Below are 24561 nucleotides of genomic sequence, written 5' to 3'. Positions count from 1 at the left end.
GAGTCGGGTCCTCGCGCTGGATTCCCGGAGGCAGGCCGACCGGGAGGGATTCTGCTTCGGTTCGGGTTTCCCCGGTGCTCGGGGAGACCGCGAGGAGCCGCTTGGTGCCGACTTCCACGACGTAGAGCACGTCCTCGTGGATCGTGATGCCCTGCGGCTGGTCCAGCCCGTCCGCGAGGGTCACGACCGAACCGTCCTCGATGCGCACGACAGCGCCGAGGGAGTCGTCCGTGGCGTAGTGGCGGCCTTCGGCGTCGAGGGCGACGTCCACCGGGTGCGGGAGCTCGGCGATCGGGGTCACCGCGTCGGCTTCGTCGATGTGGATCACCCGGCCGGCGCCGGTTTCGGCCACGAGCAGGCCGGTCTCGGTGATGGCGATGCCGGTGGGCTCGGCGAGGTCCTTCACGCGCATCCGGACCTCGCGGGTCGCGGGGTCGAAGGTCCGCACGTCGCCGTGCATCGAGGTGATGTGCACCAGCCCGCCACCTGCGGCGACGCCGTGGCAGGCGCCGCCCGCGATCGGCTGGATCAGGCCCCCGGTCACCAGATCTCCGTCAGCGAGCCGGAAGTGGTCGCCCGCGTAGACCCGGCCCGCCTCGTCGGCGGCCACGCCGAACGGACCGTGCAGCCCCCGGCCCACGACCGTGCGGGTCCCCAGCGCGTCGACCTGGGTCACGCCACCGCTGCCGTAGCTGGACACGAGCATCCGGTTCTCCCGGTCGAACGCCGCGTTGTCCATGCCCGCCACACCGGTCTCGATGGTGCTGCGGCGTCCCGTGTCCGGGTCGATGCGGGTGACGATGCCCGCCTGGCCCCGCGACAGCACCACCAGCGCGCCGTCGTGGTCGAAGCGCACGGCCACCGGTTCGTGCACGTCGTCGGCGACCTCCTGCGGGGCGCCGCCGTCCGGGGAGACCCGCCAGACCTGGCCGGTCATCATGTGCGGGTAGTACAGCGAACCGTCGGGACCCTGCTGCATCGCGTTGCCCATCGCCAGACCTTCGGCGAGCACCACGATCTCGCCGGTGTCGGGCAGCAGCTCCACGACCCGCCCGCCCGGCCGCATCTCGTTGACGAACAGCCGGTCGCCCACGCAGGTGATGCCGTTGGGCACCCGGATCTCCTCCGACAGCAACGTGAACTCGCCGTTGGGGGAGCGGCGCCACACCCGCTGCGGGGTGATGTCGGCGATGTACATCGAACCGTCGGAGCCGAAGGCCAGGTCGTCCGGCGCCTGCACCGGGCCGTCGGCGGGAACGACGACCTCGACCTCGCCCGTGGTCGCGTCGACGGCGCTGATCTGCCCGGCCAGGAACTGCGCGACGTAGAGCCGCTTGTCGGGTCCGAAGGTGATGCCGTTGGACCCCCACAGCGGGCTCGGCCGGTTGAGCCTGCGCATCGACCAGCGCTCGCTTCGCGGCGTGCCGAAGCCGGGGAAGCGGGTGTTCACCATGTGACCGGGAGCTCCTTCAGTCCGTAGATGGCGTGATCGCCGGCCCACGCGACCTCCTCGTCCGCGAGCCGCAGGGTCGGGAACCGCCGCAGCAGCGCCGGGAACGCGATGCGCATCTCCATCCGTGCCAGCGGAGCGCCCAGGCAGTGGTGGATGCCGTGCCCGAACCCGAGGTGCGGTGCGGCGGGGCGGGCGATGTCGAAGCGCTCCGGATCCTCGACCAGGCCCGGGTCGCGGTTGGCGGCGGGGAGGTTGAACGACACCAGGTCGCCGCGCCGGATCGTCACGCCACCGAGCTCCACGTCCCGCGTGGCCAGCCGGGGCGAACCGGAGTTGACCACGCTCAGCCACCGCATCAGCTCCTCGACCGCGCCCGGGACCGACTCGGGATCGTCGCGCACCGCGGCCAGCTGATCGGGGTGGCGCAGCAGCGCCAGCGTGCCCAGGCCGAGCATGTTGGAGGTCGTCTCGTGGCCGGCGACGAGCAGCAGGTTCGCCACGCCGATGAGCTCGGCGTTGGTGAGCTCATCGTCGTGCTCGCGGATCATCATGCCGATGAGGTCGTCGCCGGGATCGCGGCGGGCCCGCTCGACCAGGTCGGTCATGTAGGCCTGCGCTGCGCGCCCCAGCTCGACCTTGTCGTCGTCGGAGACGGTGAGGTCGAGCTGCTCGCGGGTGCGCTCCTGGAACTCGTCGCGGTCGGCGACCGGCACGCCCAGCAGCTCGCAGATCACCAGCGACGGGATCGGCAGCGCGTACTGCGACACCAGATCGGCCGGACTGCCGTGCCGTTCCAGCAGGTCCAGGTGCTCGTCGACGATCTCGGTGATGCGCGGCTCCATGCGGCGCATCCGGCGGACCGTGAACTCCGGGGTGAGCATCCGCCGCAGCCGGTTGTGCTCCGGCGGGTCCATCGACAGCAGGTTCCCGCTGCCGTCACCGGAGAGGTGGCGCGGATCGCGGGTCGCCCCACCGACGAGGTCGGCGGTGGTCCAGCCGTTGCTGAAAACGGTGGTGTCGCCGAGCATCCGGCGCACGTCCTCGTGGCGGGTCAGCAGCCACGCGGGCGGGCCGAACGGGGTGGGCACCCGCACGATTCCGGCGCCGTCGCGGACGGCCTCCACGTCGGGAGCCGGACCGAATCCGCTCCGGCGGCGGCTGACCTCGATGACGGCGGGCTCGGTTGCCTCGGGCACGAGCGTTCCCCCTTGGTTAAGTCGCATGACTTAACCAAGGTACCCGAACAGCTCAGGACGGGACCGCGCCCCGCTGCCTGACCCGCACCGCGGTCTCCTGGATCGCCTCGACCAGCCGCGCCGTCTCCCGCGCTCCGCGCAGCCAGGACCGCTCGATCTCCGGCGTCCGGCCCTCGCGCACCGCATCGGCGAAGGAGGCCAGCGAATCGCGGAACTGGTGCGAGGCGTCGAGCGTGAACTCCTCGGCGTGGTCCTGCTCCTGCAGCCGCAGCAGCGGGCGGTGCTCGGCCGGCGGGGTGAACGCGCGCTCCAGGCTCAGGTGCGCCGCATCGCCCCACAGCGCGTAGCGGGAGCGGTAGGCGTGCTGGAAGCCGAACTCGAGATCGGCGAAGACCCCGTTCTCCGACACCAGGAGCGCGTGCCCGGCCATGTCCACGCCGGTGTCGGTGTCGACCCGCAGCGTCGCACCGGCCACCGTCAGCCCTTCGCCGAGCATCAGCTGCGCGGCCCGGATCGGGTACACCCCGACGTCGAGCAGGCATCCCGCGCCCAGCTCGGGATCGTAGCGGATGTCCCCGGCGCGCGGCGAGGGAACGCCGAAGGCCGAGCTGAAGGTCCGCAACCTGCCCAGCCGTCCGCGCTCGACGAGCTCGCGCACGACCTCGTGCTGCGGGTGGTGCAGGAACGCGAAGTTCTCCCGCAGCAGCAGTCCTCGCTCGGCGGCCAGCGCCACCAGTTCACCTGTCTGCTCGGCCGAAACCGTCATCGGCTTCTCGCACAGCACGTGCTTGCCCGCGCGCAGCGCGCGTTGCGCCCACTCGAAGTGCAGCGAGTTCGGCAGCGACAGGTACACCGCGTCGATCGCGGGGGAGTCGATCATCTCCTCGTAGCTCATCGCGGTCCCGCCGTGCTCGGCCGCGAAGCGCTCGGCCCTGGCCGGAGCCCGGCTGGCGGCCCCGGCGACCCGGGAACCCCCGATCTCGTGGAGCGCGGGCAGCATTCGTCGTTCGGCGATTCCGGAGCAGCCGAGCACGCCCCACGCCACCGGCTGGTTCATCGGTGATCCCTCGCAGACTCCTCGATGCGGCGCAACGCGTGCAGCGTAGGGGATTCCGGTGAACCGTCGCGGGACGCTCAGGAGGTTCGGCCGCGCCGCGCCAGCAGGGCGGCGAAGGCCGGAACGCCCACCAGCGCGGTCATGACGCCCACCGGAACCTCCTGCGGGGCGGCGACGGTCGTGGCCAGGACGTCCACCCACACCAGCAGGATCGCGCCCAGCACGGCCGTGACCGGCAGCAGCGCGCGGTGCCGCGGTCCCACCAGCAGCCGCGCGGCCTGCGGCAGGACCAGGCCGACGAACCCGATCGCCCCGGCCGCCGCGACGAGCGTGGCGGTCAGCAGCGCGGTGGCCACCAGCAGCACGACCCGCAGTCGCGTGACGTGCACGCCCAGCGCCGCGGCCGTGTCGTGCCCCAGCGCGAAGGCGTCCAGCGCCCCGGCCCGCGACAGGCACAGCAGAAGGCAGACCGCGCACACCGCGCCCGAGACCGCCACGTCGTTCCAGCGGGCGCCCGAGAGCGAACCGAGCAGCCAGAACAGCACGCCCCGGGTCTGCTCGGCGTCCGCCGAGGTGATCACGACGAACGAGGTCAGGGCCGAGAACAGCTGCGTCCCGGCGACACCGGCGAGCACCAGGTGCGTCGTGGTGCCACCGGCCACCGCGCCCAAGGTCATCACCAGCGCGAACGCGACCAGCGCACCGGCGAAGGCACCCGCGGTCAACCCGATCGCGCCCGCGCCCAGCCCGAGGATCACCACCAGCACCGCGCCGGTCGAGGCGCCCGCCGACACGCCCAGCAGGAAAGGGTCGGCGAGCGGGTTGCGCAGCAGCGACTGCAACACCGCGCCGCACACCCCGAGCCCGGCGCCGCAGATCGCCGCGAGCACCGCGCGCGGCAGCCGCAGCTGCCAGACGATGCCCTGCCCGATCCGCGACACGTCGGTGTCGCCCAGGCCCAGCCGCGCGCCCACCACCCCGGCCACGTCGGTCACCGACAGGGGAGCCGGGCCGAGCGTGACCGCCACGGCGATCGACAGCAGCAGCAGCGGAATCCCGGCCAGCACGATCAGCGAGGAGGGCAGGCGTCCGGTCCTCACCGCCGCTCCAGCTCGGCCAACCTGTCGGCGAGCCGCTCGATGCCGGTGATCGTGCGCATGCTGATGTTCATCTCGGTGCCGGTCATGCTCATCCACCGGCCCTCGCCCACGGCGGGCAGCCGTGACATCGCGGGGTCGGTGCGCAGGAATTCCTGCTTGGCGGCGAGGGAATCGCCTTCGCCGTCGCGGGTGAGGTCGCCGAGCACCAGCAGGTCGGGGTCGCGGGCGAGCACGTCCTCCCACGACACCTGCGGCCACATCGAGCGCACGTCGTCGTAGGCGTTGCGCACCCCGAGGGTGCGGGTCATGATCGCCGGCGCGCCGGTCGAGCCCGCCACGTAAGGGGATTCGGTGCGGGCGAACCAGAACAGCACCGAGGTGTCCCGGTGGGGAACGGCCTTGCGCTGGGCGTCGGCCACCCGCTGCCGCAGCTGCGCCACCAGCGCCTCGCCGCGCTGCGGGACGTCGAAGATCGTGGCGATCTCCTGCACCTCCCGGTAGATGTCGTCGAGCTCGACCGGCTCGGCGAGCGGCGCCTCCTCGGGAAAGCAGTTGGAGGGCGAGAGGTAGGTGGGGACCCCCAGCTCGGCGAAGCGCTCCCGCGAGGCCACGCCCTCGTCGGTGAACACCGCCTGGTAGGCGCCCAGCACCACGTCGGGCTCGGCGGCCAGCACCGATTCGAACGACGGGTTGTTGTCGGAAAGCCGCGGTACCCGGGCGTTCTCGGCGGCCAGCGCCGGATCGACCGGATCGGTCCAGGTCGCGGTGCCCACCATCCGGTCCGCCAGGCCCAGCGCCAGCATGATCTCGGTGGTCGACTGGTTGAGGCTCACGGCGCGGCGCGGTGGTTCGGACACCGAGACGTGCCCGTCGCAGTTGGGCAGCGACACCCGAGGCGGAGCCGACTCCGTCGCGGGTGCGTTGCAGGCGGCGAGTGCGGTGGCGCAGAGCAGCATCAAGCCCGTGCGCGTCCAGCGTAAGAACACGTTGTGCGGAAATCCTCACCCCAGGCCCATGCGCGAGACCTGGTCGGCCGATTCCCGGAGCCGGGTGCGGATCCGGGGAGCCGGCAGGTCTTCGGGCTCGGGCTCCACCGGGCGAGCCGCCTTCCCGGATCGAGTGCGATCCAGTGGCTCGGGCTCGCCCGTCACCCCTACCGCTGCGCGTCAGCTCCGGCTTCCGACCGGATTCCCATCGGCCACACGTGGCGCGACCGGCTCGCGATCGAGTCTAACCGGCCGGGGTGACGTCGATCCGGCGGCCGTTGCGCCGGATCGCCTCGACGTCGCGTGCTGCGGGGTGGCATCGCCGGTGACCAGTGATGACGCTGTGCGGAGGCCCGGTTCGCTCCGGAAAGATCCGGGTCAAGAAGGATCCACTGTGGACTACTGGTGCGTGCCGCCGTCGACGCGGATCTCGGTGCCGGTGATGAAGGCGCCGTCGTCGGAGGCGAGCATCGCGACCACCCCGGCCACGTGCTCCGGCGGTGCGAATCCGCTGCCGAGGGCGGGGGAGAGCTTGGTGAACAGGTCCCAGTCGGTGTCGGCGGGCAGCCCGTCCGCGGTGGTCTCGGTGATGCCGCTGCGAATCGCGCCGGGCACCAGCGAGACGGCGCGCAGGCCCTGCTTGGCGTACTCCAGGGCGATGCTGTGGGTGAACGACTGGATGCCGCCCTTGCTCGCGGCGTAGGCGGCCATGTACGGGTGGGCGAAGTTGGCCGAGGTCGAGCTGAAGTTGATCACCACCCCGCCTCCGGCCTCCAGCAGCGCGGGCAACGCGGCGCGGGTGACCAGGAAGGTGCCCGTGAGGTTGACCGCGAGGATCCGGTTCCACAGCTCCAGCGAGCACTCGTGCGTGTGCGCGCTGCGCAGCATTCCCGCCGCGTTGACCAGCACGTCCAACCCGCCCAGCTGCTCGGCCGCGGCCGGCACCGTCGCGTCGACGGCGTCCTCCTGGGAGATGTCCAGGGGCAGGGTGCCCAGTCGGTCGCAGGTGCCGGCGTCGGCCGCGCGCCGCGAGGTCTCCTTCAGTCCGGCCTCGTCGATGTCGGTGGTCAGCACCCTGGCCCCCTCGTCGAGCAGGCGCAGCACGCTGGCCTGCCCGATCCCCGACGCTCCACCTGTCACGAGCACGCGCTTGCCGTTGAGCCTGTCCATCGCGATCGCGTCCTTCCGCACCCTCGAACGCCCCGACCGGGCCTTCGTGAGGCTCAACGCACGACCGGGCCGGAAGTTGCTCATGAACCGAGGGTGAGCAGTCGATCGTCCGGTGTGGACGAATGTGACGAACGTCGGTCACAGCGGGTAGATCTCGGGCTGGACTCCACACGGAGCGTTAGTTAGGTTAGGCGCACTTAACTCACTGCGAGGTGTGGAAATGCGCTGGATGCGGACCCTGGGGCTGATCATGGCAGTCCTGCTGGGAATCGCCCTGGCCGGCTGCGGCGCGGCCGGTCCCGAGAACGACGCGCCTGCCGCCGGATCGGCGGACGGCCAGTTCCCGGTCACCATCGAGACCGCGTTCGGTGACGTCACCGTTCCGGAGCGTCCCCAGCGGGTCGTCGCGCTGGGCTGGGGCGACGCCGAAACCGCGCTGAGCCTCGGGGTGCAGCCCGTCGGCGCCGCCGACTGGCTGCCGGTGGGCGGCGACGGCGTCCCGCCGTGGATCCCCGCCGACAAGCGCTACGCCACGCCGCCGAAGATGCTCGGCACCATGGAGGTCGACATGGAGGCCGTCGCGGCGCTCCAGCCCGACCTGGTCCTCGACACCCGCGCCAGCGGCGACAAGGAGCGCTACAACCTGCTCAACCGGCTCGGCGTTCCGGTGGTGAGCATCCCGCCGGGCGGCGAGAGCTACCTGACCACCTGGGACCAGCAGCTGGACATGGTCGGCAAGGCGCTGGGCAAGTCCGCCGAAGCCGCGCAGCAGAAGGCCGACCTGGAGGCGAAGTTCCAGCAGGCCGCCGCCGCGCACCCGCAGTTCGCGGGCAAGACCGTGGCCGTCGGCGCGAAGATGGTCGGCTCCTACGGCGCCTACGTCAACGGCGGTTCGCGCCTGGAGTTCATGGAACGGCTGGGATTCCGCCAGTCGCCGGCCGTGCAGGCGATGGCCGGGGACAACTTCTTCGTCAGCGTCTCGCCCGAGCGCATGGACCTGTTCAACGCCGATCTGACCGTGATGTTCCCGATCGGCCTGTCCGCCGCGGAGGTCGACGAGGACCAGATGTTCCAGTCGCTGCAGTCGGTCCGCGAGCACCGCGCCGTCGTGCTGCACGACGACCAGGCCGTGCAGGCGTTCTCGGCGGGCACCGCCGCGGGCATGTCCTACGCGGTGGACGAGGTCGTGCCGTTGATCGCGGAGGCCCAGGCGGGCTGAGCCCGCGCCGACGCGCACCACTGATCAGGAGAACGATTCCGTGCCCTCGTGGGACCCGAGTGAGGCCGAGCAGGTCACCTCCGCAGCACAACTCCGCGAGGTCGTCGCACCGCCGCACCCGGAGATCGCCGAGAAGGTGGTCTCCGGGATCGACGGCGTCAGCCGCCGGTTCATCGAGCGGTCGCGGTTGTTCTTCGTGGCCACCGCGGGCGAGGACGCGAGGATCGACGTCTCGCCGCGCGGCCCGCAGCGTCGTGGTCTTCGACGACGGCAAGACGCTGGCCTACGCCGAACGGCCCGGCAACCGGCGCATGGACGGGTTGCACAACCTGCTGCGGAACCCGCAGGTGGGGATGCTGTTCCTGATCCCCGGCGCCAACCACGTGCTGCGGGTCAACGGCACCGCCACCATCGTGCGGTCTGCGCCGTTCATGGCCGACCTCGCGCTCAACGGAGTGCCCCCGGCGCTGGCGGTGGTGGTCGAGGTCGGGGAGCTGTTCGTGCACTGCGGCCGGGCGCTGCTCAAATCCGGTGTCTGGCGACCCGGCACCTGGCCGGACGACGAGCAGCCCGGCGTGATGGCGCTCTTCGAATCCCAGCAGGCGCTCAAGCTTCGGGCGTGACACCGCGAGCGGGAACCACCGGGACCGCCAGCAGGGCGAAGCACCCGGCCACGGCGAAGGCGATCGGGTAGCCGGCCACCGCGATGAGGGCTCCCATCACGGGCGGGACCGCGGTGGCCGTGAGCGACTGACCGGTGTTCTGCGCTCCCATGGCCCGCCCGCTCCAGTGCGGGCCCGCGATCTCGGCCACGGCGGTGAACGCCAGGCCGTTGTGGGCCACCGCGATGACCGAGGCGACGATCATGAAGGCCAGCGCCAGGGGAGTGCCGGAGAACGCCGCCAGCCCGCCCATCGCGATCGCCGAACCGAAGGCGAAGTAGCGGATCGGGCGCACCCGGCTGCCGATCCGGTCCGACCAGATCCCCGCCCCGACCCGGCTCAGGGCGCTGAGCAGCTGCGTCGTGCCGACCAGGGCGCTGGCGGCGGCGGTGGTCCAGTGCTGGGTCGCGATCAGCCAGACCAGCATGTAGGTCCAGACGGTCTGCTGCGGCACGGTGAGCGCGATCGAGACGCCGTGGATGCGCAGCAGCCTCCGGTCCCCGCGGTAGGGGTTCGCGCCGTGGCCGGAGCGCCGTGACTCGGCCATCGACGGCCGCGGCGGGTCCACGATCACCAACGCCACCAGCGCCGCCGCCAACGCGCACACCGCTGCCACGGTCAGCATGGTCACCGCGAGTCCGCTCGCCTCGACGAGGTTGGGCACCAGCACCGCGGTCAGGCCCACTCCGAGCGGTTGCGCGGTCTGCCGGATGCCCATCGCCATTCCCCGGCGCTGCGGCGGGAACCAGCCCGAGACGACCCGGCCGCTGGCCGAGTTCGAGCTGGCTCCTGCCGCGCCGCCCAAGAAGAGCAGCACCGCCAGCAGCACCAGCGAGTCGGCCAGCGCCGCCGCGACGGCGCTGATGGCGAGCATGCTCAACCCGATCAGCAGCGACACGCGCTCGCCGATGCGGTCGACGATCGCCCCCCAGATGATCAGCGTGCACATGGTTCCGGCCAGCGGTGCCGCCGCGATCAGGCCCGCTTGGGACAACGACAGCCCGCGCTCGAAGTGCAGGTTCGGGATCAGCGCGGGGGCGGCGTTGGTGAACACCGTCGCTGCCAGCTGCGCGAACATCGAGATCGCCAGCATCAGCCAGCGGTTCGGCGCGCGCGTGATCGGCGGAGCGGTCATGATCCGAACGGTAGACCATTAGCGAAGGCAACGATTCGGCGTCGAGGGGGTGCGCAGGGGCGCACCCCCTCCGGTCCGTCAGTCCACGGACATCTCGCCCAGCTCCGACCAGCCGGTCTGGTCGAGCTCGGCGTTGATGATGCGCGGGGTCTCCGCCAGGTAGGGCGGGAGCTGCGCGCGGGCGTCGTGGAAGTGCTGCGACGTGACGTGGGCCGAACCGGCCTCGCCGTCGCGGAACGCCTCCACCAGCACGTACTCGGTGTCGTCCTCCAGGCTGCGGGACCAGTCGAACCACAGGCACCCCGGCTCGGCGCGGGTGTCCTCGGTGAAGGACCGGGAGATCTCCGGCCAGCTGTCCGCGTGCTCCGGCTTGATCCGCCACTTCGCGGTGATGAAGATCATCGTCGTCGCCTCCGGGTCAGGGGGTGAGGATCGCGCGACCGCGGATGCGACCGGCGTCGAGGTCGTCGAGGGCGTCCTGGAAGCGCTCCAGCGGGTACTTGCTGGTGTGCAGGCGGACCTTGTCCTGGGCGGCCAGGACCATGAGCTCGCACAGGTCGTTGTACGAACCGACCAGGTTCCCGATGAAGTTGATCTCCGTGGAGATGATGTCGATCGTCGGCACGTCGATGTTCTCGCCGTAGCCGACCACGTGGTAGTCACCGGCGCGGCGCAGCATCCGCACCCCCTCGGAGGTCGCACCGCCCTCGCCCACGAAGTCGATGACCGCCTCCGCGCCGTGCCCGCCGGTGAGCTCCTGGACCTGCTCGACGTGCGTGCCGTCGGCCACCACGCCGTGATCGGCGCCGATGCCGGTCGCCAGCTCCACCGCGTCCGGGTTGCGGTCGAGCACCACCAGCTCGGCCGCCGAGATCGCCTTGAGCACCTGGATGCCGATGTGGCCGAGCCCGCCTGCGCCGATCACCACGCACTTGTCACCGGGGCGCAGCCTGCGGGCCGCCTTCGCCGCCGCGTGGTAGGCGGTCAGCCCGGCATCGGCCAGCGCCGCCACGTCCGAGGGCTCCAGCGAGTCGTCGATGCGCACCACGCTGCGCGCCGAGGTCTTGAGGTAGTCGGCGTAGCCGCCCGCGGTGTCGATGCCCGGGAACAGCGACTGCTCGCAGTGCACGTCGTCGCCGAACCGGCAGGCCCGGCACAACCCGCAGGTCGCCAGCGGGTGCACGATCACCTTGTCGCCTTCGGAGACGTTGGTGACCGCGCTGCCGACCGCGTGCACCCAGCCCGCGTTCTCGTGCCCGATCGTGTAAGGCAGGGCAACACCGGACTTCTCGGCCCACTGGCCTTCGAGGATGTGGATGTCGGTCCGGCACACGCCCGCACCGCCGATCTTGACCACCACGTCATGCGGCCCGGACGCCTCCGGCACCGGGACCTCGGTCAACCGCATCGGCTCGTGGTAGCCGACCACCTGAACTGCTCTCATCGTCCTCGTCCTTCCGACGTCATGGCCCGCGGCGCCTGGTCGGCCGCGGAGTCCGGGTAGCGGGTGCGCAGCAGCCCGCGGCAGAAGTGCGAGTTGCCCTCCACCGAGATGCGCGTCGCGCGGGCGAAGCGCAGCCGGAACGGCACCTGCTCCGGCGTGCACGGCCGGCCCTCGTCGTCGACCAGCACCAGCGCGGACGCGGAGTTGTCGAAACCCACGGCCGCGCGCCGGTTCAGCAGCGAGCGCGTCGCCGGCTCGTCCGCCAGGTCTGCGACGGTGATCGCGTGCAGGTCGGCTTCGGCGAGCTCCGGCCGGTCCTTGAGCAGCCTGGTCAGCACGCGCTCCATGGCCGCCGCGTGCGCCTTGCGGCGGAACGTCGCGCGCAACTCCTCCAGGTCCTGCTCGGCCTCGCCCGGGAACGTGTCGCGGTAGCCGGCGTCGGCCGCCAGCCCCGTGTTGATCAGCTCCGAGTCGTGGTGGTCGTCGAGCTCCACCAGCACCCCGGTCACGCCCGGGAGCGCGCGCAGCACGTCCTTGGCGTCGGAGGCCATCAGGTAGGCGAAGTTCGGTGCGCAGAACGACGTCGGCAACCGCAGGTGCGCCTCGACCTCACCGGAGTCGTCGACCCGCAGCGACCGCACGAACCCCAGGTCAGTGATCGGCTCGTCCAGTTCCGGGTCGATGACCTGGTCCAGCGCCTCCCACGCCGCCCTCTCCAGTCCGGCGGCCATCTCACACACCCGCCTTCTCGGCCACGTCCAGCCCCGCCGGGACTTCGATGCCGTACATGCGGGCGGCGTTGAGGCCCAGGATCTTGCGCTTCTGATCCGTGGTCAGCGGGGCGTACTCGGTCATGTCCACCGGGATCTGGAAGTCCACGAACCGCTCGATCAGCCACTTCGGCGTCCAGATCGCGTAGTCGCTGGAGAACTGGATGCGGTCCTCGTCCAGCCAGTACAGCAACTCGCCGATGATCTGCGCGAAGTAGCGCGGCCGGGAGTGGATGAACGGCATGGCCACGGCCAGGCCCGCGTGCACGTTGGGCTCCTGCGTGGCGATCCAGCAGAAGTCCTCCAGGCGCGGGAGCCCGCAGTGCTCCACCACGAAGTTCAGGTCGGTGAAGTCGGTGGCGACCTTGTCCACGTCGGCGACGTCGAAGGCGTCGCGGTCCAGCGGCCGGATCGTCGGGCCCTTGTGGATGTGGATGTTGCGGACGCCCAGCTCCTGGCAGGCCTCCAGGTACTTGTAGGTCCACGGGTCGTCGAGCTTGTAGCCGCGCGAATCGCCCTGCCACTCGGCGGTGTAGAGCTTCACGCCCTTGAGGTCGAAGCGCTCGGCGTCGCGGCGCAGCTGGTCCAGTCCCGCCTGCTCGAAGCGCGGGTCCCAGCAGTGGTTGTAGGTCAGCTTGTCCGGATGCTGCTGCGCCAGCGCGAAAGCCTCCTCCGTCTGCCCGAAACCGTTGCCGTAGAAGGCGCTCAGCAGCGCGGGCTGGAAGATCGCGTGGTCGACGTGGCCGTCGGTGAACAGGTCCCGCATGAGGCGCTCGCCGCCCTGGTAGAGGAAGTCCTCGTAGGGCCAGACCTCGGATTCGGGGCTGAGGTTGCGGTGGTAGTCGTAGAAGCAGTCGATGAACTGCTTGCCGTGGATGTTGCGCTGGTTGTCGGTACGCGCGTCCCAGAGCGCGACGTGTGCGTCAACGATGAAGTAGTTCTCGCCGTCCTTGCTGTACATCTGCATCCTCCGCTACGTGGCAGCCGTGGCACGTCGGGAGGGAACGGTAAGAGCGCCAGGAGCCCCCAGGGGGCGTCCGCGTGTCTCACTTTGAGACAGCGCGATCGGTGATGGAAGCCGCATCCTGCGCTTACCCTGATCGCACCGGCGCAACGACGCGTCCCTTGGAGGTTCGAGATGCACCTGCACCGGAGTGCGCCCGACCCCGCCGCCTGCCCGGCCACCGTCACACCCCGGCTGCGGGCGTCCTGGCGGCGCAGCGAGCGCTACGGGATCAGCGCGGAGGAGATGCGCCCGGTGTTCACCGGCTCGGTCGACACCGGCTCGCTGCTCTACGAGTGCGGCACCGCTGTGCTGCGCGGACTGCAGGCCACCCTGGCCAACGAACCGGTCAGCATGATGATCACCGACCCGGAGGGGCTGGTGCTCAGCCGGATCTGCGAGGACGGGACGATCAACCGCTCGCTGGACCGTGTGCACCTGGCGCCGGGCTTCTACTTCGCCGAGGAGAACGCGGGCACCAACGGGCTCGGCCTGGCGCTGGCCGACCGCGCCCCGTCCCTGGTGCGGGCCGAGGAGCACTTCTGCGCGGGACTGCGCGGCTACACCTGCGCAGCGGCCCCCGTGCTGGACCCGGTCAGCGGCGGCGTCGCGGGCAGCGTCAACCTCACGACCTGGTCGGACTCGGCCTCCGAACTGCTGCTCGCGCTCGCCCAGTCGGCCGCCGGCAACACCACGGCGCTGATGCTGGCCCGGGGTGCCGGGCGCAGCGCGCACCCCATGCCGCGCGGCGAGGTCTTCCGCGTCTACGCCGACCGGATGCGCGCGCCGGAGGCCTCGGTGCTCACGCCCGGGTGGCGCAACGTCTTCGCCGAGGCGCGCTCGGCCTTCCGCAACGGCCGCGCGGTCGCGGTGGTCGGCGAACCCGGAACCGGCAAGACCGCGCTGGCTTCGCTGGCCCGCCGGGAACTGCGCCGCGAACGGGTGCTCAGCGTGCGACCGCCCGCTCCCGACGACGTCGAGGCGTGGCTGGAGCTGTGGACGCCGGAGCTCGGCAAGGACAGCACCTGCGTGATCATCTCCGGCGTCGACCGGCTGCCCGCCTGGGTGATCAGCGAGCTCGCCGAGCGGTTGGGACAGGTGCGCGCCGTCGGCGGCATGCAGCCCTACGTGCTCACCGCCGAATCGGCCGAGGCCATGCCCGAGGAGCTGCGGCGACTGGTCGACACCGTCGTCGAGGTGCCCGCGCTGCGGTTCCGGCCCGACGACATCCAGCCCCTGGCCAGGCACTTCGCGCGTCAGCAGCGGCGGCGCGAGGTGGACTTCACGGCCTCGGCGGCCCGGACCCTCAACGCCTACGACTGGCCGGAGAACGTCCGCCAGCTGCGCCAGGTCGTCCGCGAGGCCGCCGGTCGTGCCGACCTGATCGACCTCAACCACCTGCCGCCGGAGGTCTTCACCGGCCCGGGAAGGCCGCTGACCAGGCTCGAAGCGGTGGAGCGCGACGAGATCATCCGCTGTCTCACCGAGCCGGGCACCACCGTCGGCGAGGCGGCCCGCGAGCTCGGCGTCAGCCGGGCCACGATCTACCGGAAGATGGCCCAGTACCGCATCACGGTCCCAGGCCGAGCGCCCCGAGCCTGAACCGAGGAACCCCGGGTGTCCGGCGGTCGAAGTCCGATTCCCCGGGTCGGTTCAGACGAGGATCGCCCTGCTCCCGGGGATGAGCCACTGGACAGCGGCCGTTCCGCCGAGCAGGCTCTGCGGCGGAGCCATCACGCCGTGGAAGGGGTTCGAGCAGCGATGCCTCGCGCAGTCCGGATCAATTCTCCGCAGGAGCTGCGCGTCATCGCAGCCGAACCCGACCCGCCCGGCCACGACGAAGCCCTCGTCGAGGTCGCCTGGTCCGGGATCTGCGGTTCCGACCTGGAGGTCTTCCACGGCACCCGGCCCTCGGACTTCGTCCGCTATCCCGTCATCCCGGGCCACGAGTGGTCGGGGACCGTCGTGCGGGCGGGAGCCGGTGTGGACCCCGCGCTGGTCGGCCGCAAGGTGGTGGGCGAGGGCTTCCGCAACTGCGGCCGGTGCACGGCCTGCCGCGAAGGCGACACGAGCCTGTGCTCGGCCGCCTACGACGAAACCGGCTTCACCCAGCCCGGTGCGTGGGCCGATCACCTCCGCCTCCCCGCCCGGCTGCTGCACCCGTTGCCCGACGAAGCCGACCTGCGCGCCGCCGCGCTGCTGGAACCCGCCGCGTGCATGGCCTCGGCGGTGCTCAAGGCCGGCGTGCGGGTGGGGGAGAGCGTCGCGGTCATCGGCGGCGGCACCCTCGGCATGCTCGCCACCCAGCTCTTCGCCGCGGCCGGTGCCGGAAGCCTCGTGGTGGTCGATCCGCGAGCCGACCGCCTCGACACCGCCAAGGCCTGCGGCGCAGCGGAATTCCGCACCCCTGACGAGATCGGCGACGGATTCGACGTGGTGCTGGAAGCGGCGGGCGCGTCCGGGACCGGGCGGCTCGCGGTGCGCTCCACCCGGCGCGGCGGGCGAACCGTGCTCACCGGCATCGCGCCGGAGGAGCGCGAACCGCTCACCCCGGCGGAGCTGGTCGGCGCCGCGGTCACCGTGCACACCGTGTTCGGGGCCTCCTCGCGCGCGTGGGCGCACGCGGTGCGCGCCTTCGCCGCCGGTCGGCTCGACCCGGCCCCGTTGATCACGCACGAGTTCGCGTTGGAGGATGCCGGGCGGGCGCTGGAGGCCCTCGCCGACCCGGCGGTGCCCACCGGGAAGGTCCTGCTGCACCCATGACCCGCCGTGGAGGTTCGCCGATGCTGGAGCAGATCACCCCTCCGCTGGCCGGGCACGGCGAGGGGCCGGTGTGGTTCGAACAGTGGCCGGGCCTGCGCTGGGTGGACATGCTGGTCGGTGACGTGCTGACCCTCGACACCTCCGGTGAGGTCCATCGCCGCCACGTCGGTTCGGTCGCGGCGGTGCTGCGTCCGAGGCAATCCGGCGGCGCGGTGCTGGCGCTGGAACGCGGGTTCGCCTTCGCCGACGACGCGTTGCAGGAGATCGAGCTGCTGCCGGAGCTGTGGAGCGGCCCCGGCGTCCGGATGAACGAGGGCGGCTGCGGGCCGGACGGGGCCTTCTACTGCGGCTCCATGGCCTACGACGAAACACCCGGCGCCGGAACCCTCTACCGCCTCGATCCGCGGGGCCGCGTCGAACCCGTCGTGCCGGAGGTCAGCATCTCCAACGGTCTCATGTGGACGGAGGACGGGTCGCGGGCCTACTACGCCGACACGCCCACCCAGCGGGTCGACGTGTTCGACTTCGAGGGCGGGGAACTCGTCAACAGGCGGCCGTTCGCCCGCATCGACCCGGCCGACGGGTCTCCGGACGGGCTCACCGTGGACGCCGAAGGCGGCGTCTGGGTCGCCCTGTGGGGCGGCGGCGCGGTCCGCCACTACACGTCCGACGGAGTGCTGGCCGAGGTCGTCGAGGTGCCCGCTCCGAAGGTCACCGCGTGCACCTTCGGCGGCGAGGACCTCGACCGCCTCTACATCACCACCTCGCAGGTCGACACCGATCTGGAGCGCCACCCCGGAGCCGGTGCGGTGTTCGCCACCGACCCCGGGGTGCGAGGCCTGCCGGCGCGCTCCTACGCGGGGTGACGTTCCGCTCGCGTCAGGCGTGGGGGTCGAAGGGGATGCCCTCGGGCTTGGCGCTCTCCAGGTTGCCGTTGAAGGCGCCGTCGGAGATCGCCAGGCTCGCGCTGCCGTAGTCGGCCGAGGTGAGCTTGTCCCGAAGACCGGTGTCCGGCCAGTTGTCCCAGCTCACCAGAGCCGGGTACTGCCAGGTTCCGTAGTGGTTCTCCGGCTGCTCGTCCGCACCGGCCGGCCGGAAGCAGTGCGTGCTCACGCCGTCCTTGTGGTAGACGACCTTGGCGTGGGTGCCGTCCCACTGGACCTCGTTGGCCGGGTAGGTCGAGTAGTCGCCGTGCGCGGAGGTCGAGACGTACTTGGCCTCGTCGTTCTCCACCCACACGATGACGTGCTCGAGGTCGTGGCGGTGCCCGCCGAGCCCGCTGCCGTCCACGGCCTGGTCCTTCTCGAAGTACAGGTCGTAGACGTAGGCGCACCAGCCGTTGTTGCACTTGGAGCGCGAGTAGGAGTTGGTGTTGTCCAGGTCCGACTGGTCGTGGCAGCTGCCGTTGATCGCGCCGGTGGTGTCCAGACCGGGAGCGATGGTGCCGTCGGACCCGATCGCCGGAGTCGGGTAGCAGCCGTCCCCGTCGTAGTCGAAGGCGGGCTGCCACTTCGCGTCGGCTTCCGCAGCGCTGGTGGGCAGCGCGGCGGGCGGGTCGGCGGCGGCGATCGCCGGCGGCAGCGCGAGGAGCAGGACCGCGGCTCCCGCGACGCCGGCCGCGAACTTCCCGGCCCGGCGGACGCGGGGCGTTCCGTCCACAGTGTTCATCAGGCGATCGTTCCTCTCGTTCTCGAATCCGAAAGTGATTCGATCATAAATCGATTTCGGTTCGGAACAGGAGAAGAAGAACTGAACAGAATAGGGCACGTCGGCTTCTCGCCTGCGGTTTTCCCATTTTCATCGGAGAAGATCGGTGAATTGCCGAAATTGCCCCCGGGCTATCTGGGAAGAGCGCGGGAAAATCCGCTGAGCGAATTCGGGTGACCCCTACAGGAGTGTTGGACCTCGCACTGCGTGTCTGCTGATGAGGTCCCGGTCCCGCGGGCTGATCGGGTGGGTGTCGTGCGCGTTCGTCCAGGTGAATGCGTCGTGCTCGGTGAGTCGCACGTGCTCTCCGGTCACGGTCACCGACCACGTGTGCTGCCGGACGCAGCGCCCGTGGCGATTGACGTAGTCGAAAGCGGCCAGATGGCGGGTGAACCCGGTGACGGCGAGTCCGGTCTCCTCGCGGACCTCGCGTTGCAGCGCGTCCAGCAGATCGGTGTCGTGAGGTTCGACCTTGCCGCCGGGCATCTCCCACACGCCACCGCGGGATTCGTGCCGCGGACGACGCAGCATCAGCGCCTTGCCGGCGCGGATGATGAGCGCGCGGACGGCGTGCTGGCGGATGCCGTCGGCGGCGTCGCGTGCGATGAGTTCGGCGAGTTGTGCACTGTTCATGAGTCGCGGCCCCCTCGATCCGTGCGGCTCACCACCAGTTTGACGCCACAAACCCGAAAACGCTCCCCGGTATCGGAAAAACGCCACGCGCGTTCGCGAGAGGCCCTCGGGTTCTGCGAGCAGGACGGCTAGCGGGAACCGCGCCGGGTCTTCCGCTCCCGCACCTCGTCGAGGTGCTCCCGCGCTTGCTGCACCGGGCAGCGCCGGGTGCAGCAAGCGCGAGGTGATGTCGCGCGGTGCGTTGAGCAGGGTCTGGACGCCCGCACGCTGCCTTACGTGGTCCGGCGGGTGCTGGTCGCAGGTCCAGCGTGAGGCGATCGGTGCGGCTGCGGGACACGCACGGGTAGAGGCGGCCCTCGGCCGCGCCGATCTCGTCGCGGTGCTCTGGTTCGCTGTCGAGGTAGCGCAGCTCGCAGCTGCCGCACACCCCCTCGCGACATCCGGAGGAGACCGGGAAGCCTGCGAAGCGCAGCGCGTTGAGCAGCGACTCGTCGGCCTCCACCGGCACGGTCCTGCCGGAGCGGGCGCAGACCGCCTCGAACGCGGTGTTCGGCGCGAAAGTCCTCGTGCGCGGCCGGAACCGCTCCACGTGCAGCCGATCGGCGGGGAACGCGGCCTCCGCCGCGGCGAGCATCGGTTCCGGGCGCAGCAGTACACCAGGGTCGTCGGGCCAAGGCTTGCTGCCAGCTCCGCCATGTCCGGTCGGCCGAACCGGACGCGGTCGCCGTGCTCGCCCCGCAGCTCGTCGGTGAACGGCATCGAACGACCGCAGTGGACCAGCGTCGCCGCGGCGCCCGAGGCCACGGCCGCGCGCATCATCGGCAGGATCGGTGTGATCCCGATGCCGCCGGCGATGAACAGGTACTCGGGTGCCGGGATCAGCGGGAAGGTGTTGCGCGGCAGGGAGAGGGCGAGTGTTCGGCCCAGCCGGAGGTGGTCGTGGACGTACTCCGAGCCGCCCCGGCTCAACCGCTCGCGGCGCACCGCGATCCGGTAGTCGTCGTCCTCGGGGTCGCCGCAGAGCGAGTACTGGCGGGTCAGCCGGTTCGGCAGCGTCACGTCGATGTGCCCTCCCGGTCCCCACGCCGCCAGCGGGACGCCTGCGCTGACCAGCGTCAGCGCTGCGACGCCGTCGGCGATGGGGGAGATGTCGTCGATGATGGCCTTCTGCACCGCCGTGCCTCGCAGTAGAGCCGCTGGTAGCCGCGTTCGAGGATCGAGTTGAGCGCCTCGGGTTCGACGTCGATGCCGAACTGGTCGGCGGGGATCTCGCCGGGCGAGGGGATCTCCTCGGCCAGCGCCTGGCTCGCCGGATCCCACAGGCGCGAGCGCAGCAGTGCCCGTCCGCAGTGCAGGAACGCCTCCTCGACCCGCACCACGATCGCCAGCGAGGGGGTGCGGCCCTCGGCCTGCATCCGCGCCAGCACCTCGGGGTCGTCGGTCGCGAACCCGGACCCGTTGACCCGCGCCGTTTCTCGCAGTCCCGGGATGAAGAACAGCAGCCCGACACCGGGGTTGGACGCGAGGTTGTGGAAGGAGTCGGCGATCTGGTTGCCCGGCCGAGCCGGGATCGCCAGCGTGTTCTCGTCGAGCACCCGCACGAATCCGGGGTGATCGCCGCGCGGTGTGCAGTCCACGTTGCCGTCGGCGTCGGCGGTGGCCATCGACAGGAACGGGGAGTGCGCGATGAACCGGCGCAGGTGCTTGTCGAGGCGGGAGATCTTCTTGACCTTCATCATGTCGTCCGGTTCGCCGAGCGACGCCCGGACCTCCTCGAACGGGACCTTCCTGGGTGCTGCACGGGTCATGTCGCCTCCTGGATCGCTGTGGTGAGGCCGAGAGTGGGGTGGCCGATGTGCGGCAGGTGGCCATCCACGACCGCGATTCGGCCAACCCGATGCTGGTGGTGATCGGGCAGCCGAAGGTCGACCCGGGTTCGGTCGGTGAACACCGACATCGGCGGAACATGCTGTGCTGGTCGGAATCGGGCACGATCGCCCTGCACGCGGGCGGCCGCGAATGGCTCGTGCCGCCGAACCGGGGGCTGTGGATCCCCGCGGGGATCCTGCACTCGGTCGAGGTCCGCCAACCCGGGGGCGTCCGCGTCGTGGTGTTCGTCGACGACCACGGTCCGAGCGACTGGCGCGAGCCGACCGGCGTCGCGATCACCCCGTTGGTCGCCGAGCTGATCGTGCACCTCGACGAGAACCGGCAGCGCGGAGACCTCCGCCACCACGCCGAGTCGCTGCTGCTGGGTGTCCTGGAAGCCGTCCCCAACACCGTCTTCGACGTCCCGATCCCCACCGACGACCGCATCCGCCGCATCGCCGACGCCCTCATCACCAACCCCGCCGACCCGCGCGACCTCGACGAATGGGCCTTCGCGGTCAAGGCGGGAGTGCGCACCATCAGCCGCCTGTTCACCGCCGAGACCGGCATGACCTCCGCCCGCTGGCGCACTCGGGTCCGCATGCGCGCCGCCGTCGGTCACCTCGCGGCCGGAGCCTCCGTCGGAGGAGCCGCCCGCGCCGTCGGCTACCGCAAACCCGCCGCCTTCGTCGAAACCTTCCACCGCCACACCGGCCAACACCCCGGCATCTACCGCAGCGGCTGAGACGCGATCGCCCCTGCGGCGGCGTACTGGAGGCCGTCGTCCTCTGCGTAGGGTTTCGGGTGGTCGTCTCCGGGGAGGGAAGCGCATGGCAGTCGGGCAGGAGTTCACGTGCGCGCGGGACGGCACCTCGCTGGCCTTCCAGGTCGCGGGTGCCGGACGCCCGCTGGTGCTGCTCGCGGGACAGGCCAACAACCACCGCTGGTGGGACGGTGTGCGTGAGGACTTCGAGCACGCCCACCGCACGATCACCATGGACTACCGGGGGACCGGCGCCAGCGGCACACCCGATGAGCCCTGCTCCACACGGGGTTTCGCGGAAGACGTCATCGCCGTGCTCGACGCCCTGGGTATCGACTCCGCTGACGTGTACGGCACCTCCATGGGTGGTCGCACCGCACAGTGGCTGGCCATCGACCACCCCGATCGCGTGCGGCGGCTGGTCCTCGGCTGCACCTCGCCGGGCGGCCCGCACGCGGTCGAACGCGATGCCGGAGTCCGCCGCGCCCTCGCGCAGGCCGACCGCGACGCCGCCGAACGAGCGCTGCTGGAACTGATGTACAGCCCGGAGTGGCTTGCCTCGCACGACGGTCCGCGCACCGTTCTCGGCGATCCGGACATGCCGGTGCACGCCCGCCGTCACCACCTCGCGGCCAGCAACGGCCACAACGCCTGGGACCGGCTGGACGAGATCGGCTCGCCCACCCTCGTCCTGCACGGCGCCGACGACCGGATGACTCCGGCGAGCAACGCCGAGCTCCTGGCCCAGCGCATCCCCGATGCCGAAGCGGACGTCCTGCCCGGACTGCGCCACGCCTACTTCCACGAGGACCGGCCGGTGGCGAGCAAGCTCGTCACGGACTTCCTCGGCGGCTGACGATCTGCTGCCCGGTGAGGATGCGCGGGCGTGCGCGACCCCCGCCCGCTAGGATGGTGGACAAAATTGTTATCAATCTCGGGGTAGGGGTAGTGACCACAGCGAAGCGGGACGACGTCGGCCAGGAGGCTCCGGTCGTGGACGCCATCCGCGAGGCCATCACGAGCGGAGACTTCGCCCCGAACCAGCGGCTGGTGGAGGCCGAGCTCTCCGAGCAGTTCAACGCCAGCCGCGCCGCTGTCCGCAACGCGCTCGTCCAGCTGACGACCGAGGGCCTCGTGGAGCGCATCCAGAACCGGGGTGCCCGGGTGCGCGCGGTGTCGTTGCAGGAAGCCATCGAGATCACCGAGGTCCGGATGGTCGTCGAAGGTCTGTGCGCGGCGCGTGCGGCAGAGCGCGCCACCGAGCAGGAGCACGGTGAGCTGCGCGAGATCGGCGAGTCGATGCAGCAGGCCGTCGCCGCCGGTGACGTGCTCGGCTACTCCGAGATCAACAAGCGCCTGCACGCCCTGATCCTGCGCATCAGCGGCCAGGTGACGGCGTGCGCGGTGCTCGGGCGGCTGCGCGGCCAGAACGTTCGGCACCAGTTCCGCCTGGCCATGCACCCGGGACGTCCCTCGGTGTCGCTGCCGCAGCACCTGGCGATCATCGAGGCCATCTGCGCCGGCGACGCCGACGCCGCTGAGTCGGCCATGCGCGCCCACCTGGGCAGCGTCATCGAAGCCCTGCCCGAGGTGGACAAGACCCAGTCGCGCTTCAACGCCCTGTGAGCACTAGCGGGCGGTGACCCGCTGCGCGAACTCCAGGGCACGGGTGAAGATCCGCTCGCCGTCGACCGGACCGCGCCACAGGTGCCCGGCTTCGGGCACCAGCTCGCACTCGACCGGCCGGCCCGCCGCACGCAGCGCGTCGGTGAGCGCTCGGCTCTGCTCCGCGGGAACGGCGTCGTCCGCGGTGCCGTGGGCGAGGTGGAACGGGGGAGCGGCGGCGTGCACCTGCGACGCCGGACTGGCCGCTCTCGCGAGATCGGGCACCTGCGAAGCCGCGGCTCCGAGGAGCTGCGCCTCGCGTGAGCCCGGGTCGTCCCGCGAAGGCATCGCGTTCAGGTCGCTCGGTCCGTACCAGTCGACCACACCCGCCACCGCGTCCGGCGCGTCCCGGGTGGCGGTGAGACCGAGCAGGGCGGCGAGGTGCCCGCCCGCCGACTCGCCCCACGCCACGATCCGTTCCGCGTCGACCCCCAGATCGGCGGCGCGGTCACGGATCCAGCGCGCAGCGGCTGTCACGTCGTCGAGCTGTGCCGGGAAGGCCGCCTCGGCGCTGAGCCGGTAATCGGCCGAGACGACGGCGAAACCCGCCGCGACGAGGCGTGCGAACGGGCTCGGTGACCAGTGCCGCCAGGTCGGGCAGAACGACGTCCGCGACCCCAACCGCCAGCCCCCGCCGTGCAGGAACAGCACCACCGGCGGTCGCCGCGCCGGCGGCATGTGGACGTCGGCCAGCAGCGGGCGGAAGCCGGCCGGAGTCGCGTAGGGCACCGCGCGCAGGAGTTTCCCCGGTGTCCCTTCGATCGGCGTCGCTGCGGGAAGCGGTTCGGTGCCGGTCATGGTCGTTGCTCGGTCGCCGATGGGGTGCGCCACCGGTGATCGGGCAGGAACCGGACGTCGTAGCGCTCGCCCACGGTGCCGAACGTGTGCGGTTCGGGAACCACCGGAGCGGTGGGCAATCCCGGTTCGTCCGTGGGCGCGCCCAGGTTCTCGAAGAACCTCTCGAAGGTCCCACCTGGTCCGGCCGCGACGCCGACGATGCGGCTGTGGTGGCGTTCGATCCGGTAGGCGTGCGGGCAGTTCTTCGGCACGAACCCGAAATCACCCGATGTCAGCAGCTTCTCGTGCTGCTCGCCGCCGGTCTCCTCGACGAAGAGCCGGACGGCGCCGTCGGTGATGAAGAAGACCTCGTAGGTGTCCGGGTGCGAGTGCGCGGGGATGATGTCTCCCTTCGGGCCTTCGCAGGTGAAGAAGTTGAAGGTGTTCTCGGTCTGCTCGCCGCCGGCGTAGATCGTGAACAGGTCCCCGAACAGGTGCGCGCGGTCGCCCTGCCCCTTCTCGATGAAGTAGGGCTTGCCCGGTTCAGGCGGGATCTGCGAGCGCGTGCGGTGCTGCGTCGCGAACTCGATCGTCATGATCCCCTCCACGTTTCGGATCGCCGACACCGTCAAGGTACCTGACGATCGGCGAGGTGTGAACGACCGGGGCGGCAGATCGTGCGATCGTGTCAGCCGACCGCTCCCGGAGGCTGAGGATCATGGACGACACCCCGCCGAACGTGCCGCAATTGCTGGCATCGGCCAAGCGCTGGTTCGACGACGCGCTGCACAACAGCATGCGGCACTCCGGCGAGCAGCCGGTCACGGTCGCGCAGGCGGCGGTGTTCGCCGGCCTCGACGCCGCGGGTACGTCGGTCGCCGAACTGGCCCGCCGGATCGGCACCACTCGTCAGTCGGTCCACCAGGCGGTGCACGGGCTGATCGGGATGGGTCTTCTCGAGCAGGTCCCCGATCCCACGTCGGCCCGCAACCGGCTGGTCCGCGTCACCGAGGAAGGCGCCCGGGTCCACCACAAGGCGCTGCGCACCATCGACGCCATCGAACGCGAACTCGCCACCCGCATCGGCCACGACGCCGTCACCGCGCTGCGCGCCGCGCTGGACCAGCCCTGGGGCACCCCGCCCCTCATCCGATGACCAAAAAGGAGGGGAATTCGACGTTGTAGTCAT

The 24561-nt window shown here is 71.2% G+C and carries 28 protein-coding genes and 1 riboswitch; of the genes, 10 read left to right on the top strand and 18 right to left on the bottom strand.

The window, feature by feature from the left end:
- The 6 genes from E1202_RS12745 to E1202_RS12720 all read right to left on the bottom strand — a co-directional run.
- The coding region (locus tag E1202_RS12745) for a Vgb family protein (RefSeq protein ID WP_132683185.1) at window positions 1–1453 on the bottom strand (1453 nt) is incomplete at its 3' end.
- Window positions 1447–2649, bottom strand: a complete 1203-nt coding sequence (locus E1202_RS12740) for a cytochrome P450 (RefSeq protein ID WP_235878193.1) — start codon at window positions 2647–2649, stop codon at window positions 1447–1449. The genes E1202_RS12740 and E1202_RS12745, both read right to left, overlap by 7 nt.
- Window positions 2650–2701: 52 nt before the next feature.
- Window positions 2702–3706, bottom strand: a complete 1005-nt coding sequence (locus tag E1202_RS12735; protein WP_132683183.1) for a Gfo/Idh/MocA family protein — start codon at window positions 3704–3706, stop codon at window positions 2702–2704.
- Between the two features lie 77 nt (window positions 3707–3783).
- Window positions 3784–4806, bottom strand: coding sequence for a FecCD family ABC transporter permease (locus E1202_RS12730; protein WP_235878183.1), 1023 nt, complete (start codon window positions 4804–4806; stop codon window positions 3784–3786).
- Window positions 4803–5792: an ABC transporter substrate-binding protein gene (locus E1202_RS12725; RefSeq protein ID WP_235878180.1), complete on the bottom strand. Its 990-nt coding sequence runs from the start codon at window positions 5790–5792 to the stop codon at window positions 4803–4805. The genes E1202_RS12730 and E1202_RS12725 overlap by 4 nt, the downstream gene beginning before the upstream one ends.
- A gap of 65 nt (window positions 5793–5857) precedes the next feature.
- Window positions 5858–6039: riboswitch (cobalamin riboswitch) on the bottom strand.
- Window positions 6040–6191: 152 nt separating this feature from the next.
- Window positions 6192–6962 carry an SDR family NAD(P)-dependent oxidoreductase gene (locus tag E1202_RS12720; protein WP_132683201.1) on the bottom strand — a complete coding sequence of 257 codons (771 nt, stop codon included), beginning with the start codon at window positions 6960–6962 and terminating at the stop codon, window positions 6192–6194.
- Between the two features lie 220 nt (window positions 6963–7182).
- On the opposite strand from E1202_RS12720, the gene E1202_RS12715 reads away from it, so the two are divergent.
- Window positions 7183–8181, top strand: coding sequence for an iron-siderophore ABC transporter substrate-binding protein (locus E1202_RS12715; RefSeq protein ID WP_132683181.1), 999 nt, complete (start codon window positions 7183–7185; stop codon window positions 8179–8181).
- A 24-nt stretch (window positions 8182–8205) separates the two neighbouring features.
- On the opposite strand, the gene E1202_RS32160 is transcribed toward E1202_RS12715, so the two are convergent.
- Entirely contained in the window at window positions 8206–8385 is a 180-nt protein-coding gene (locus E1202_RS32160; protein ID WP_235878178.1) for a hypothetical protein, read from the bottom strand.
- A gap of 50 nt (window positions 8386–8435) precedes the next feature.
- On the opposite strand from E1202_RS32160, the gene E1202_RS32155 reads away from it, so the two are divergent.
- Complete coding sequence (locus E1202_RS32155; protein ID WP_235878176.1) at window positions 8436–8804, top strand: pyridoxamine 5'-phosphate oxidase family protein; 369 nt, start codon at window positions 8436–8438, stop codon at window positions 8802–8804.
- Here the strand turns inward: E1202_RS32155 and E1202_RS12705 are convergent.
- The 5 genes from E1202_RS12705 to E1202_RS12685 all read right to left on the bottom strand — a co-directional run bounded on the left by E1202_RS12705 (window position 8788) and on the right by E1202_RS12685 (window position 13153).
- A complete protein-coding gene (locus E1202_RS12705; protein ID WP_132683180.1) occupies window positions 8788–9978 on the bottom strand; it encodes an MFS transporter in 1191 nt (396 codons plus the stop codon). The genes E1202_RS32155 and E1202_RS12705 overlap by 17 nt on opposite strands.
- 78 nt (window positions 9979–10056) lie before the next feature.
- Window positions 10057–10380 carry a putative quinol monooxygenase gene (locus E1202_RS12700; protein ID WP_132683179.1) on the bottom strand — a complete coding sequence of 108 codons (324 nt, stop codon included), beginning with the start codon at window positions 10378–10380 and terminating at the stop codon, window positions 10057–10059.
- Between the two features lie 16 nt (window positions 10381–10396).
- Window positions 10397–11422, bottom strand: coding sequence for an NAD(P)-dependent alcohol dehydrogenase (locus E1202_RS12695; RefSeq protein ID WP_132683177.1), 1026 nt, complete (start codon window positions 11420–11422; stop codon window positions 10397–10399).
- Entirely contained in the window at window positions 11419–12153 is a 735-nt protein-coding gene (locus tag E1202_RS12690) for a metal-sulfur cluster assembly factor (protein WP_132683176.1), read from the bottom strand. The genes E1202_RS12695 and E1202_RS12690 overlap by 4 nt, the downstream gene beginning before the upstream one ends.
- A gap of 1 nt (window position 12154) precedes the next feature.
- On the bottom strand, window positions 12155–13153 hold the full coding sequence (locus tag E1202_RS12685; protein ID WP_132683175.1) for an amidohydrolase family protein: 999 nt from the start codon (window positions 13151–13153) through the stop codon (window positions 12155–12157).
- A 177-nt stretch (window positions 13154–13330) separates the two neighbouring features.
- Between E1202_RS12685 and E1202_RS12680 the strand changes: the two genes are divergently transcribed.
- The 3 genes from E1202_RS12680 (at window position 13331) to E1202_RS12670 (ending at window position 16824) form a co-directional block, all read left to right on the top strand.
- The gene (locus tag E1202_RS12680; protein ID WP_132683173.1) at window positions 13331–14797 is read left to right on the top strand and encodes an AAA-type ATPase lid domain-containing protein; all 1467 of its coding nucleotides are present in this window, start codon (window positions 13331–13333) and stop codon (window positions 14795–14797) included.
- A gap of 159 nt (window positions 14798–14956) precedes the next feature.
- The gene (locus E1202_RS12675; protein WP_132683172.1) at window positions 14957–15958 is read left to right on the top strand and encodes a zinc-dependent alcohol dehydrogenase; all 1002 of its coding nucleotides are present in this window, start codon (window positions 14957–14959) and stop codon (window positions 15956–15958) included.
- A 20-nt stretch (window positions 15959–15978) separates the two neighbouring features.
- Window positions 15979–16824 (top strand): SMP-30/gluconolactonase/LRE family protein, encoded by an 846-nt coding sequence (locus E1202_RS12670; protein ID WP_132683170.1) that lies wholly within the window; start codon window positions 15979–15981, stop codon window positions 16822–16824.
- A 13-nt stretch (window positions 16825–16837) separates the two neighbouring features.
- On the opposite strand, the gene E1202_RS12665 is transcribed toward E1202_RS12670, so the two are convergent.
- The 3 genes from E1202_RS12665 to E1202_RS32825 form a co-directional block, all read right to left on the bottom strand.
- Window positions 16838–17626, bottom strand: coding sequence for an NPP1 family protein (locus tag E1202_RS12665; protein ID WP_132683169.1), 789 nt, complete (start codon window positions 17624–17626; stop codon window positions 16838–16840).
- Between the two features lie 219 nt (window positions 17627–17845).
- Window positions 17846–18298 (bottom strand): NUDIX domain-containing protein, encoded by a 453-nt coding sequence (locus tag E1202_RS12660; protein ID WP_132683167.1) that lies wholly within the window; start codon window positions 18296–18298, stop codon window positions 17846–17848.
- A 28-nt stretch (window positions 18299–18326) separates the two neighbouring features.
- On the bottom strand, window positions 18327–18932 hold the full coding sequence (locus tag E1202_RS32825) for a 2Fe-2S iron-sulfur cluster-binding protein (RefSeq protein ID WP_328590979.1): 606 nt from the start codon (window positions 18930–18932) through the stop codon (window positions 18327–18329).
- A gap of 114 nt (window positions 18933–19046) precedes the next feature.
- Between E1202_RS32825 and E1202_RS32820 the strand changes: the two genes are divergently transcribed.
- Window positions 19047–19295 carry a hypothetical protein gene (locus E1202_RS32820; protein ID WP_328590978.1) on the top strand — a complete coding sequence of 83 codons (249 nt, stop codon included), beginning with the start codon at window positions 19047–19049 and terminating at the stop codon, window positions 19293–19295.
- A 118-nt stretch (window positions 19296–19413) separates the two neighbouring features.
- On the opposite strand, the gene E1202_RS12650 is transcribed toward E1202_RS32820, so the two are convergent.
- The gene (locus E1202_RS12650; protein ID WP_132683166.1) at window positions 19414–20106 is read right to left on the bottom strand and encodes an MSMEG_1061 family FMN-dependent PPOX-type flavoprotein; all 693 of its coding nucleotides are present in this window, start codon (window positions 20104–20106) and stop codon (window positions 19414–19416) included.
- Window positions 20107–20144: 38 nt separating this feature from the next.
- Between E1202_RS12650 and E1202_RS12645 the strand changes: the two genes are divergently transcribed.
- The 3 genes from E1202_RS12645 (at window position 20145) to E1202_RS12635 (ending at window position 22556) form a co-directional block, all read left to right on the top strand.
- The gene (locus E1202_RS12645; protein ID WP_132683164.1) at window positions 20145–20912 is read left to right on the top strand and encodes an AraC family transcriptional regulator; all 768 of its coding nucleotides are present in this window, start codon (window positions 20145–20147) and stop codon (window positions 20910–20912) included.
- Between the two features lie 85 nt (window positions 20913–20997).
- Complete coding sequence (locus E1202_RS12640) at window positions 20998–21786, top strand: alpha/beta fold hydrolase (protein ID WP_132683163.1); 789 nt, start codon at window positions 20998–21000, stop codon at window positions 21784–21786.
- A 92-nt stretch (window positions 21787–21878) separates the two neighbouring features.
- On the top strand, window positions 21879–22556 hold the full coding sequence (locus E1202_RS12635; protein ID WP_235878174.1) for a GntR family transcriptional regulator: 678 nt from the start codon (window positions 21879–21881) through the stop codon (window positions 22554–22556).
- A gap of 3 nt (window positions 22557–22559) precedes the next feature.
- On the opposite strand, the gene E1202_RS12630 is transcribed toward E1202_RS12635, so the two are convergent.
- Window positions 22560–23393 (bottom strand): alpha/beta hydrolase, encoded by an 834-nt coding sequence (locus E1202_RS12630; RefSeq protein ID WP_132683159.1) that lies wholly within the window; start codon window positions 23391–23393, stop codon window positions 22560–22562.
- Window positions 23390–23968, bottom strand: a complete 579-nt coding sequence (locus E1202_RS12625) for a quercetin 2,3-dioxygenase (protein ID WP_132683158.1) — start codon at window positions 23966–23968, stop codon at window positions 23390–23392. The genes E1202_RS12630 and E1202_RS12625 overlap by 4 nt, the downstream gene beginning before the upstream one ends.
- A gap of 122 nt (window positions 23969–24090) precedes the next feature.
- Between E1202_RS12625 and E1202_RS12620 the strand changes: the two genes are divergently transcribed.
- The gene (locus E1202_RS12620; protein ID WP_132683156.1) at window positions 24091–24528 is read left to right on the top strand and encodes a MarR family winged helix-turn-helix transcriptional regulator; all 438 of its coding nucleotides are present in this window, start codon (window positions 24091–24093) and stop codon (window positions 24526–24528) included.
- Window positions 24529–24561 lie beyond the last annotated feature (33 nt).

This window comes from Saccharopolyspora karakumensis (assembly GCF_004349225.1).
Lineage (GTDB): Bacteria > Actinomycetota > Actinomycetes > Mycobacteriales > Pseudonocardiaceae > Saccharopolyspora > Saccharopolyspora endophytica.
This window is presented reverse-complemented; position numbering and strand designations above follow the sequence as displayed.